Genomic DNA, 11,871 nt, shown 5'->3' with positions numbered 1-11,871 from the left:
CACCACCTGCGGGAACCCACGACGCGACAGCAGCCCCCGACCGCCACAAACCCCTGCCGCCCGCCATCGGCCCCCGCCGCCCACGGCTCTCCCGCGTCACCCGGGGCCGTCACGGCCTCACGCCCTCACGAGCGAAACCCGGGATGGGCCGGCCCTCCTACGAAGCCGGGACGTGCAGGTCTCCTGCGAAGCGGAAACGTGCAGGCCCTTCTGCGAAACCGGAAACGCGCAGGCCCTTCTCACCCCGGCATACCACCGGGCGCGCACGTGCCGAAGGACCACACGTCGCCCCTTCGACATCGCCGGCCAGGTAGTCCCGCGAGCCGTGCTCCTCGTCGATCGGCGCCATGAGGATCTCCGCGCCCGCCTGCTCGGCCCGCTCGAAATGCGCGTCGGTGCCTTCGACGGCCACGTACACGCTGACCGGGCATTCGTCCCCCATCGCTTCGTCGAACGCGCCGCCGCGCCCTTTCGAACCGAGCATGGCCAGGCCGTCCCCGTAGGTGAGCTCGGCGTGCGGCACCGAGCCGTCCTCCCCCTCGAACAACGCGGCCGTGGTGAAGCCGAAGGCTTCCGTGAGCTGCTTGACGGCCGCATGCGCGTCCCGGTACGGCAGCGGTGGCAGCCGGCGTCCTGTGCGGCCCGTCGCTGACCTCGCCGGCTATGCCCGAGGGCCAAGGTCTCCTTCGAGGACGGTCTGGAGTATCCGTGGCCGGTCCCAGAGGGCCAGGATCTCGTTCGCGATGGCCACGATGGGCAGGGGGTCCTGGTTGCCGTGTACCACGATGGCGGCGGCCGACAGGCTGCGCGGTACGGCTCCGGCGTCGAGGAGGACCCGCCACTCTTCCGGGCCGAGCTCCAAGAACTCCAGCTCGGTGAGCTTGCCGATCTCCAGGGGGTCGGCGAGCGTGCCGGGGTATGCGGTGAGCGTGCGCAGGCGGGGCAGCCCGAAGGCGGGGGCGAGACTGAAGGGCGCACCGTCCCACACGCCGATGGACAGGACTTCCAAGCCGGGGTGGGCGGCGGCCTGGATGCTCTTCAGGCTTGCGACATTGACCCTGGCCACGGCAGGTGGCCGCTGCTCTTGGGGGCTGCCGGGCTCCGTGCCGGGCCGACCCAGCACCAGGTCGGTGAGGGAGTCGGCGACGAACTCGGCGCCGACGCTCTCCTCGTGGGACAGCATGATGACCTGTCCCAGGTGTCCGCAGGGGCCGGGCGTCAGATCGACGGCCAGCCGGTCCCCGCCGCCGTTGTCCCCGAAGACGATCCAGCCGGGTGAGCCGACCAGGCCCTGCACCGTGGCGCCGGGTGGGGTGACGACCGCCTCCATTGCCGCGAACTGCCAGCGACAGTCGCGGGAGAACGCGTCGGCGATGTACAAGTTGTCGAGGTCGAAGAGCTCACAGCCGACCGCTGCGCTTTCGCGTTCCGCTGCCTCGAAGTCGTCGTCCAGGTCCTCCCACCGTGCCCGTGTCACCCGGTAGAGCGCCTTGAGCTCGTCGGGCAGCAGGACGCCGAGGCGCGCTTCGGCAGCGGCGATGCCCTCCTCCGTCGCGCCGATGGCGTGCGGCAGCCGCTCCCGCAGCGTTCGCTCCAGCAACTCCGGGTCCGCCGAAGGGGCCGGGATCGCCCCGGGCACCGGATCAGGGAGACGGCGCCAGGGCTCGGGGAGGGAGCCGTCGACCAGGATGAGAGCCCCCGGGTGCGGGGTGCCGATGCCGGGTTCCACGGCCGGGCTGGGTCCCATCAGGCGGAGTTCGGTTGTTCCGTTCGGTTGGATCTCCGCCGTGAACGACACATCGTCGACTCCGGCGTCCGCGAGCGCGCTCTGCACCCGCTCCACCGCGTCGAACTCCTCCCGCATGTCCTCCACCTGCGCGGCTCGGCCGGGCGACGGCATCCGTCGCCGCAGGGCCAGGCTCCAGCTGCTCCGGCCTATACGTCCCGCCACACGGACGGACCGGGCGGCATCCCTCTGCGGGTGGTCGGCCAGCAGGAGCCGCAGCACCGGCTCCCATGTCGCGAAGTCGAGTACCGATGCCAAGCGGGGCCTCTGATCAACCATGCGCACACCGTACGCGGCACCACTGACAACCGATCCTCAGCGTGGACAGCCGCACAGGCAGAGGCCGACAGGCGTGCACGCCGGGCCAGCCACCGCGCTCAAGGGCCACCTGTCGCGCTTGGTCACAACCGTCGCCGCGGCACGACCGTCACCCCATTGCATAAAACTGCCGACCTACGTATAGTCATGCCATCAACAAGGAGGATCCATGGCGATACGAGCGGCAGTGGCCGGGGCGAGCGGGTATGCGGGCGGAGAGCTCCTGCGTCTGCTGCTCGGGCACCCCGAGGTGGAGATCGGCGCGCTGACCGGGAACGCCAACGCCGGGCAGCGTCTGGGCGCGCTCCAGCCGCACCTGCTGCCGCTCGCGGAGCGCGAGCTGGCGCCGACCACCACCGAGGCGCTCGCCGGGCACGATGTCGTCTTCCTCGCGCTGCCGCACGGGCAGTCCGCCGCCGTGGCGCGGGAGTTGGGGCCGGACGTGCTGGTCGTCGACATGGGGGCGGACTTCCGGCTCAAGGACGCGGCCGACTGGGAGCGGTTCTACGGTTCGCCGCACGCGGGCAGCTGGCCGTACGGGCTGCCGGAGCTGCCCGGGGCCCGTGACGCGCTGGTGGGGTCCCGGCGCGTCGCGGTCCCGGGTTGTTACCCGACGGCCGTCTCGCTCGCGCTCTTCCCGGCGTACGCCGAGGGGCTGGCCGAGCCGGACGTGGTGGTCGTCGCGGCGTCCGGCACCTCCGGCGCGGGCAAGGCGCCCAAGCCGCACCTGCTGGGGTCGGAGGTCATGGGCTCCATGAGCCCGTACGGCGTGGGCGGCACGCACCGGCACACGCCCGAGATGATCCAGAACCTCAGCGCGGCGGCGGGGGAGCGGGTCACCGTCTCCTTCACGCCGACCCTGGCGCCCATGCCGCGCGGCATCCTGGCCACCTGCACCGCCAAGGCGCGGCCGGGCGTGACGGCCGAGGGGCTGCGGGCCGCGTACGAGAAGGCGCTGCAAGACGAACCGTTCGTCCACCTCCTCCCCGAGGGCCAGTGGCCGGCCACCGCCGCCGTGTACGGGTCCAACGCCGCGCACGTCCAGGTCGCCCACGACGAGGCGGCCGGCCGCGTCATCGTGGTCTGCGCGATCGACAACCTCACCAAGGGCACCGCGGGCGGCGCGGTGCAGAGCATGAACATCGCCCTCGGCCTCCCCGAAGGGCTGGGGCTCTCCGCCGTGGGAGTCGCGCCGTGATCGAGCGGCGCGGACGGACGGTGCGGACGGCAGTACGGACGATCCGGACAGCACACACGACAGAAAGGTGCGCGCGACACGACGGCGCGCCCGACGAGCGAAGCGAGGCAGGCGCATGAGTGTCACGGCAGCACAGGGATTCACGGCGGCGGGGATCGCCGCCGGGATCAAGGAGAACGGCAACCCGGACCTCGCCTTGGTGGTGAACAACGGCCCGCGGCGGGAGGCCGCCGCCGTCTTCACCTCCAACCGCGTCAAGGCCGCCCCCGTCCTGTGGTCCGAGCAGGTCCTCAAGGGCGGCAAGGTCGCCGCGGTCGTCCTCAACTCCGGTGGCGCCAACGCCTGCACGGGCCCGCTCGGCTTCCAGGACACGCACGCCACCGCCGAGCACGCGGCGAAGACGCTGGGCGTGGACGCGGCCGAGGTCGCGGTCGCCTCGACCGGGCTGATCGGCGTCCGCCTCCCCATGGACAAGCTGCTGCCCGGCGTGGCCCGGGCCGCCGGCGAACTCAGCGAGCACGGCGGCGAGAAGGCCGCCATCGCGATCAAGACCACCGACACCCACCACAAGACCGCGGTGGCCGGCGGGGACGGCTGGACGGTCGGCGGCATGGCCAAGGGCGCGGGGATGCTGGCGCCGGGCCTGGCCACCATGCTCGTCGTCCTCACCACCGACGCCGACCTCCCGGCCGCCGCGCTGGACTCCGCCCTGCGCTCGGCCACCCGGCTCACCTTCGACCGGGTGGACTCGGACGGCTGCATGTCCACCAACGACACGGTGCTGCTGCTCGCCTCCGGCGCGTCCGGCGTCACCCCGGAGCAGGACGCGTTCGCCGAGGCCGTCCGCACCGTCTGCGACGACCTGGCGCGGCAGTTGATCGGGGACGCGGAGGGCGCCAGCAAGGACATCCGCATCGAGGTCGTGAACGCCGCCACCGAGGACGACGCGGTGGAGGTGGGCCGCTCCATCGCCCGCAACAACCTCCTCAAGTGCGCCATCCACGGCGAGGACCCCAACTGGGGCCGGGTGCTCTCCGCCATCGGCACCACCTCCGCCGCCTTCGAACCGGACCGGCTGAACGTGGCCATCAACGACGTCTGGGTCTGCAAAAACGGTTCGGTCGGCGAGGACCGCGAGCTGGTCGACATGCGCTACCGCGAAGTCCGGATCACCGCCGACCTCGCCGCCGGCACCGAGAGCGCCGTCATCTGGTCCAACGACCTCACCGCCGACTACGTCCACGAGAACAGCGCGTATTCCTCATGAGCGCCCGCAAACACACCGCCCTCCCCAAAGCCCGCACCCTCATCGAGGCGCTGCCCTGGCTGACCCGCCACCACGGCAAGACCGTCGTCATCAAGTTCGGCGGCAACGCGATGATCGACGACGAGCTGAAGGCCGCCTTCGCCCAGGACGTCGTCTTCCTGCGGCACGCCGGGCTGCGTCCGGTCGTCGTGCACGGCGGCGGCCCGCAGATCAGCGCCCAACTCGACCGGCTCGGCCTCGCGTCGGAGTTCAAGGCGGGGCTGCGGGTCACCACGCCGGAGGCGATGGACGTCGTGCGGATGGTGCTCGCCGGGCAGGTCCAGCGCGAACTGGTCGGCCTGCTCAACCAGCACGGCGCCCTGGCCGTCGGCCTGACCGGCGAGGACGCCCACCTGATGAGCGCCGTGAAGCGGTACGCCGACGTGGACGGCGAGCGCGTGGACATCGGACGGGTCGGCGAGGTCGCCGCCATCGACACCGGCGTCGTCCGCACCCTGCTGGACGACGGCCGCATCCCCGTCATCTCCTCCATAGCCCGCAGCGCGGTGGAGGGCGACGGCTCCGGCGTCTTCAACGTCAACGCCGACACCGCCGCCGCCGCGCTGGCCGCCGCGCTCCGGGCCGAGACGCTGATGGTCCTCACGGACGTCGAGGGCCTGTACGAGGACTGGCCGCACAGCGACGAGGTGATCTCCCGGCTCACCGCGACCGAGCTGGAGAAACTCCTCCCCGACCTGGCCAGCGGCATGGTGCCGAAGATGGAGGGCTGCCTGTTCGCGGTCCGCAACGGGGTCAACACCGCCCGCGTCATCGACGGGCGGGTGCAGCACTCGATCCTGCTGGAGATCTTCACGGACGAGGGCATCGGGACGATGGTCGTGCCGGACGAAGACATGGACGAGGGCGCGGACGAGGCCGAACCGGAAGTGCACGTGGCCGCGGCCGAGGACGCGAACGGGGCCGGGGGACCGGGCATCGGGACCCCCGCCGAACCGGCCGAGGGGGCGGCGGCATGAAGGCCGTGACGGACACGACGCACGACGACCGGGAGGAGACCGGCGGCATGGCGACCAACGAGAGCCTCACCCGGCGCTGGCAGGGCGCCATGATGCACAACTTCGGCACCCCGCGCGTCCCGCTCGTCCGCGGCGAGGGCGTCAAAGTCTGGGACGCCGACGGCAAGGAGTACCTCGACTTCCTCGGGGGCATCGCCGTCAACGCGCTCGGCCACGCGCACCCCGCCGTCGTCCGCGCGGTCTCCGACCAGATCGCCACCCTCGGGCACGTCTCCAACCTCTTCACCGCCGAGCCCACCGTCGCCCTCGCCGAACGCCTGCTGTCCCTGATCGGGCGCCCCGGCCGGGTCTACTTCTCCAACTCCGGCGCCGAGGCCAACGAGGCCGCCTTCAAGATCGGCCGGCTCACCGGGCGCCCGCACATCGTCTCCACGGTCGGCGGTTTCCACGGCCGCACCATGGGCGCGCTCGCCCTCACCGGCCAGCCCGCCAAGCAGGACCCCTTCCGGCCGCTCCCGGGGGACGTCACGCACGTGCCGTACGGGGACGTGGACGCGCTGCGCGCCGCCGTCACCACCGACACCGCCTTCGTGATCCTGGAGCCCGTCCAGGGCGAGCGCGGCGTCGTCGTTCCGCCGGACGGCTACCTCCGGGCCGCCCGGGAGATCACCCGCGCGACCGGCACCCTCCTGGTCCTGGACGAGATCCAGACCGGCATCGGCCGCACCGGCCACTGGCTGGAGTCCCAGGCCCAGGGCGTCGAGGCGGACGTCGTCACGCTCGCCAAGGGGCTCGGCGGCGGCCTGCCCATCGGCGCCACCCTCGCCTTCGGGCCGGCGGCCGAGCTGCTGGCACCCGGGGCGCATGGTTCGACGTTCAGTGGCAACCCGGTGGTGTGCGCGGGAGCGCTCGCCGTCCTGGACACCCTGGCCGGCGAGGGCGTCCTCGATCACGTCAAGCGGGTCGGCGAACGGCTGCGCGGCGGAATCGAGGCCCTCGGGCACCCGCTGGTCGGCCGGGTCCGCGGGCTCGGCCTCCTCCTGGGTATCGTTTTGACCAAGCCTCTCGCGCCGCGGGCGCAGCAGGCGGCTCAGGACGCGGGTCTCCTGGTGAACGCGGTCGCGCCGGACGTCATCCGGCTCGCCCCGCCGCTGATCGTCTCGGACGGTGAAGCGGATACGTTCCTCCGGAGGCTCCCCGCCGTCCTGGACGCCGCCTACGAAGAGGCGCACGGGGACCGACGATCCGGAGACTGACGACAACGATGACCGAGGCGCAGGACAACGAGACGGTGCACGGCGGCCCCGCCGTACCGCAGACCCGCACCGCCCGCCACCGCCGGATCGTGGACATCCTCAACCGGCAGCCGGTCCGCTCCCAGAGCCAGCTCGCCAAGCTGCTCGCCGACGACGGCCTGTCCGTCACGCAGGCGACGCTCTCCCGTGACCTGGACGAACTGGGCGCGGTGAAGATCCGCAATACCGGCGGCGAGCTGATCTACGCGGTGCCGAGCGAGGGCGGGGACCGCACCCCCAGGGCGCCCCTGGGCGAGTCCGCCAAGGAGGAGCGGATGCGCCGCCTGTCCGGCGAGCTCCTCATCTCCGCCGAGGCGTCCGCCAACCTCGTGGTCCTGCGCACCCCGCCCGGCGCCGCCCAGTTCCTCGCCTCCGCCATCGACCAGGCGGAACTGCACGACATCCTGGGCACCATCGCCGGCGACGACACCCTCCTCCTGATCAGCCGCGCCCCGACGGGCGGCCAGGCGCTGGCGGACCACCTGCTGCGGCTGGCGCAGAAGGCGCGGTGAGGGTGCGGTAGGGCCGGGTACGGGAATCGGCGGAGGACTCCCGTGATTCCTCGGGGGCTCCTCCCGGCCCTCCGGCTTTCGTGCGGGAGCCTCTGCGGCTTCGGAGCGTCTGCGGCTTCGGAGCGTCTGCCGCTTCGGAGCGCGCGTGCGGTCGGCTCCGTTCGCCCGGTGCGCGTTTCCGGGCGCGCAGGGCTCGCCTCGTCACCGTCCGGACGCTGTACTGGTTGCCGTCGGCCAGGGGCCGGTGACGGACGGCGGACGAGGGAGGTCCGGTGCGGGCACTGCGTGCGGCACGGCTCTTCGACGGAATCGGACCGGGGCTGGTCGAACGACCGCTCCTGCTGATCGAGGACGGCCGGATCGCGGCCGTACGGGCGGGTGGAGAGCCGGAACCCGGGGTCGACGTGCTCGACCTCGGGCAGGCCACCCTGCTCCCCGGCTTCGTCGACACCCACACCCACCTCGCCTTCGACGCCGGTGACGACGTGGTGGGGCGGCTGACGCGGGCCGACGAGGCGACGCTGCTCCAGCGGATGCGGGAGGCCGCGCGCGCCTCCCTGGCGGCGGGCGTCACGACCGTACGGGACCTGGGCGACCGCGGATACCTGGCGCTGCGGCTCCGGGAGGAGACGGCCGAACACCCCGGGGCCGGGCCCACGGTCCTCGCCTCGGGGCCGCCGGTGACCACGCCGCGCGGCCACTGCTGGTTCCTGGGCGGGATCGCGGAGGGGGAGGACGGGGTCCGGGCGGCGGTCCGGGAGCGCGCCGAGCGGGGCGTGGACGTGGTCAAGGTCATGGTGACCGGCGGCGACCTCACACCGGGCTCGGACCCGTACGGCCTCCAGTACGGTCCGGCCGAACTGCACGCCATGGTGGCCGAGGCCCACCGGCACGGCCTGCCGATCACCGCGCACGCGCACGCGGCATCGGGGATCGCCGCGGCGGTCGCGGCCGGGTTCGACATGATCGAGCACTGCTTCTTCGTCACCGAGGACGGCGTGGACTTCGACCGCCGGGTGATCGACTCCATGGCCCGCGACGGCGTGACCGCCTCCCTCACGCTGGGCGCGCTGCCCGGCGGCCCGCCACCGCCCGCCCACATCGCCCGGCGCCTGCCCGCACTGGCCGCCGGTCTGGCCACCCTGAAGAACGCCGGGGTCACCCTGGCCCTCGGCAGCGACTCGGGGATCTTCCCGGTCAAGGCCCACGGCAGCTACCCGTACGGCCTGACCGCGATGGTCGGCTTCGGGTTCACGCCGGTGGAGGCCCTGCGGGCGGCGACCTCCACGGCGGCCCGCGCCTGCGGCCTCGCCACCCGCAAGGGCCGCCTGGTCCCGGGCCTGGACGCCGATGTCATCGCGGTGGCCGGGGACCCGCTGGCCGATCCGTCCCTCGTCCACCGGCCGGTCGCGGTGTTCCGGGCGGGGGAGCGGGTGGCGTAGCCCGCCACCCCCGGCCCGTCACTTCAGCAGTTCCCGCAGCATGGCCTCGAACGCGTCCGCGGAGGGTGGCGTGTCGGTCAGCAGGGCCTGGAGCAGCAGACCGTCGACGGCGCCGACGAAGACCTGGACGCGGGCCGGGTCCCGGACGTGGCAGCGGGCGAACTCCGACAGGGCGGCCATCCACCGGTCGGTGGGCTCGCGCAACTCCTTCCTGCGGGCGGCCAGCAGGAAGAGCTCGTACTCCGCGAGCAGGTGGCCGGACTCGGCCGTCACCACCCGCGCCATGCGCTCGGCGAGGAGGCGCACGCCGTCGCCCCGGCCGGCCTCGGCCGCCATGCGGCGCACCCGCTCGGTGTCCTCGTCCATGCAGACGGTCAGGGCCGCGGTCAGCAGGTCGTCGATGGTCTTGAAGTAGTAGGCGGCGGCGGTGGCCGGCTGGCCCGCCTCCCTGGAGACGGCGCGGTGGCTGACACCGGCGACGCCGTCCCGGGCGACCACCCGCAACGTGGCCTCGATGAGCTCCTGCTTGCGGCGTTCGCCCTTCAGGCGCCGGCCGTCGGTCGTGGGCTCGCTCAACGGCTTCCTCCCGGACATGAGGGGCGGTCGCCGCGCGCCCCGGTATTCGTCACCGCGTCTTCGGTACGTCGGCGCCGCGCGGGAACACGCACGTGCGAGGCAGGTGATCACCCTTGGCGCCGATCGGCCGAGACGATACCGCCCGCGGGTGCGGGGCACGTCGGCGGCCGGGGACGAGGGGAGCGGCGCCCCGGAGGCCACCGCTCGCGCCCTGCACATCAGACCCATGACGGACCAGGTTCCGTCCGGCCACAAAACGCGGGAAGGCCGTGTCGGATACCTCCGACACGGCCTTCGACCTGCGACTTCGCAAGTCGGGACGACAGGATTTGAACCTGCGACCCCTTGACCCCCAGTCAAGTGCGCTACCAAGCTGCGCCACGTCCCGTTGCCCGAACCGACCGGTGTTCACCCGGTCGGGGCGTGCAAGAGAAAAATACCCTGTCCGGGCCCCGGATTCCAAAGCGGGTCCCGGAACGGGGTCGCGGGGCCTTCCGGAGGGGGGTCGCACGGCGCGGATCCGGCGCGCCGGAGGCGGCTGCGCCGACCCGTGGCGCGCGCGTGCTTCCATGCCCCCATGGCTCCGGATCCCGACGTCGCCGCCGCTCCCTCCGGCCCGCGCGTACGGCGCGTGTACGACCCGCCGGAGGCGGCGGACGGCACCCGCGTGCTGGTCGACCGCCTGTGGCCGCGCGGCCTGGCCAAGGCGGACGCGGCGGTCGACCACTGGTGCAAGGACGTGGCGCCCTCCAACGAGCTGCGCCGCTGGTACGGGCACCAGACCGAACGGTTCGAGGAATTCGCGCGGCGCTACCGCCGGGAGCTGACGGCCCCGCAGGCCCGGGAAGCCCTGGACGACCTGCGGGAACGGGCGGCGGCCGGTCCGCTGACCCTGCTGACCGCCACGAAGGACGTCCCGCACGGGCACGTCACCGTGCTGGCGGAGGTCCTGGGCGAGGGCCCGGCGGCCGGGGGCTGACGGCTTCCCCGTATCGGCCCGGGCCCGGATCCCGCCCGGTCCCGTGCGGAGGAGGCGCCGGCCGGAGGCTGACGCTTCCCCGCCCCGGGCCATGACCGGACACGACCTCGCCCCGCCCCCTTCCCCCATCTGCGCGTCGCCATTGACGAACCATACGGACGACTGCATACTTATGCTCAACAGCGTATGCACCCGAAGGAGAAACCCGTGACCGAGCGCGTCGTACTCGCCTACTCGGGGGGCCTGGACACCTCCGTCGCCATCGGCTGGATCGCCGAGGAGACGGGCGCCGAGGTCATCGCCGTCGCCGTGGATGTCGGCCAGGGCGGTGAGGACCTGGACGTCATCCGCAAGCGCGCGCTGGCGTGCGGGGCCGTCGAGGCCGAGGTCGCCGATGCCAGGGACGAGTTCGCCGAGGAGTACTGCCTCCCGGCGATCAAGGCCAACGCCCTCTACATGGACCGCTACCCGCTGGTCTCCGCCCTGTCCCGGCCGGTGATCGTCAAGCACCTGGTGGCCGCCGCCAAGAAGCACGGCGCCACCACCGTCGCCCACGGCTGCACCGGCAAGGGCAACGACCAGGTCCGCTTCGAGGCCGGGATCTCCTCCCTCGCCCCCGACCTGAACTGCATCGCCCCGGTGCGCGACTACGCCATGACGCGGGACAAGGCCATCGCCTTCTGCGAGGCCAAGAACCTCCCGATCGTCACCACCAAGAAGTCCCCGTACTCCATCGACCAGAACGTCTTCGGGCGGGCCGTGGAGACCGGCTTCCTGGAGGACATCTGGAACGCGCCGATCGAGGACGTGTACGAGTACACCTCCAACCCGGCCACCCCGCGCGAGGCCGACGAGGTGCTCATCACCTTCGAGGCGGGCGTCCCGGTCGCCATCGACGGCGTCCCGGTCACCCCGCTCCAGGCCGTCCAGCAGCTCAACGAGCGGGCCGGCGCCCAGGGCATCGGCCGGATCGACATGGTCGAGGACCGCCTCGTCGGCATCAAGTCCCGCGAGGTCTACGAGGCGCCCGGCGCGATCGCGCTGATCACCGCCCACCAGGAGCTGGAGAACGTCACCGTCGAGCGCGAGCTGGCCCGCTTCAAGCGGCAGGTGGAGCAGCGCTGGGGCGAGCTCGTTTACGACGGCATGTGGTTCTCGCCGCTCAAGCGGGCGCTGGACGGCTTCATCAACGAGGCGAACCAGCACGTCACCGGCGAGATCCGGATGACACTGCACGGCGGTCGCGCGGTCGTCACCGGCCGGCGGTCCCAGCAGTCGCTGTACGACTTCGACCTGGCGACGTACGACACCGGTGACACCTTCGACCAGTCGCTCTCCAAGGGCTTCATCGAGATCTTCGGCCTGTCCAGCAAGATCGCGGCCAAGCGCGACCTGGCCTGAGCCCGGTGGCGGCGGCCCGGCCCGCGCGGGTTCCCCGGAACGCCCGCGCGTCCGGGCCGCCCGCCCGGGTCCCCGCGGGCC

Annotated in this window: 11 protein-coding genes and 1 tRNA gene; 8 read left to right on the top strand and 4 right to left on the bottom strand. The window is 72.8% G+C overall.

The features are described from left to right. Positions 1-157: 157 nt before the first annotated feature. Positions 158-616 (bottom strand): VOC family protein, encoded by a 459-nt coding sequence (locus tag ABZX96_RS08550; protein ID WP_355540059.1) that lies wholly within the window; start codon positions 614-616, stop codon positions 158-160. A gap of 45 nt (positions 617-661) precedes the next feature. Beyond that, positions 662-2,065, bottom strand: coding sequence for an SMI1/KNR4 family protein (locus ABZX96_RS08545; RefSeq protein WP_355539980.1), 1,404 nt, complete (start codon positions 2,063-2,065; stop codon positions 662-664). Positions 2,066-2,273: 208 nt separating this feature from the next. On the opposite strand from ABZX96_RS08545, the gene argC reads away from it, so the two are divergent. From argC to ABZX96_RS08515, 6 genes are all read left to right on the top strand, one after another. Then, positions 2,274-3,302 carry an N-acetyl-gamma-glutamyl-phosphate reductase gene (gene argC / locus ABZX96_RS08540; protein WP_355539977.1) on the top strand — a complete coding sequence of 343 codons (1,029 nt, stop codon included), beginning with the start codon at positions 2,274-2,276 and terminating at the stop codon, positions 3,300-3,302. 115 nt (positions 3,303-3,417) lie between these two features. Then, entirely contained in the window at positions 3,418-4,569 is a 1,152-nt protein-coding gene (gene argJ / locus ABZX96_RS08535) for a bifunctional glutamate N-acetyltransferase/amino-acid acetyltransferase ArgJ (RefSeq protein WP_355539974.1), read from the top strand. Beyond that, positions 4,566-5,585, top strand: a complete 1,020-nt coding sequence (gene argB, locus ABZX96_RS08530) for an acetylglutamate kinase (protein ID WP_355539971.1) — start codon at positions 4,566-4,568, stop codon at positions 5,583-5,585. The genes argJ and argB overlap by 4 nt, the downstream gene beginning before the upstream one ends. Positions 5,586-5,632: 47 nt before the next feature. Then, a complete protein-coding gene (locus ABZX96_RS08525) occupies positions 5,633-6,841 on the top strand; it encodes an acetylornithine transaminase (RefSeq protein WP_355540056.1) in 1,209 nt (402 codons plus the stop codon). A gap of 8 nt (positions 6,842-6,849) precedes the next feature. Next, positions 6,850-7,392: an arginine repressor gene (locus ABZX96_RS08520; RefSeq protein WP_355539968.1), complete on the top strand. Its 543-nt coding sequence runs from the start codon at positions 6,850-6,852 to the stop codon at positions 7,390-7,392. 272 nt (positions 7,393-7,664) lie between these two features. After that, positions 7,665-8,834 (top strand): amidohydrolase family protein, encoded by a 1,170-nt coding sequence (locus tag ABZX96_RS08515; protein WP_355539965.1) that lies wholly within the window; start codon positions 7,665-7,667, stop codon positions 8,832-8,834. A gap of 18 nt (positions 8,835-8,852) precedes the next feature. Here ABZX96_RS08515 and ABZX96_RS08510 read toward each other — a convergent pair whose 3' ends face one another. Together ABZX96_RS08510 and ABZX96_RS08505 are read right to left on the bottom strand one after the other, a co-directional pair. Continuing rightward, complete coding sequence (locus ABZX96_RS08510) at positions 8,853-9,410, bottom strand: TetR family transcriptional regulator (protein WP_355539962.1); 558 nt, start codon at positions 9,408-9,410, stop codon at positions 8,853-8,855. 314 nt (positions 9,411-9,724) lie between these two features. Beyond that, positions 9,725-9,798, bottom strand: a tRNA-Pro gene (locus ABZX96_RS08505). A 189-nt stretch (positions 9,799-9,987) separates the two neighbouring features. On the opposite strand from ABZX96_RS08505, the gene ABZX96_RS08500 reads away from it, so the two are divergent. Together ABZX96_RS08500 and ABZX96_RS08495 are read left to right on the top strand one after the other, a co-directional pair. Further along, entirely contained in the window at positions 9,988-10,389 is a 402-nt protein-coding gene (locus ABZX96_RS08500) for a DUF488 family protein (protein ID WP_355539959.1), read from the top strand. Positions 10,390-10,596: 207 nt separating this feature from the next. Then, a complete protein-coding gene (locus ABZX96_RS08495) occupies positions 10,597-11,790 on the top strand; it encodes an argininosuccinate synthase (protein ID WP_355539956.1) in 1,194 nt (397 codons plus the stop codon). The last annotated feature ends 81 nt before the right edge of the window (positions 11,791-11,871 follow it).

The sequence above is a fragment of the Streptomyces sp. NPDC003077 genome (assembly GCF_040611095.1).
Classification (GTDB): Bacteria; Actinomycetota; Actinomycetes; order Streptomycetales; family Streptomycetaceae; genus Streptomyces.
Note: the sequence above shows the minus strand (reverse complement) of the source record. Positions and strands in the feature narration are given on the sequence as shown.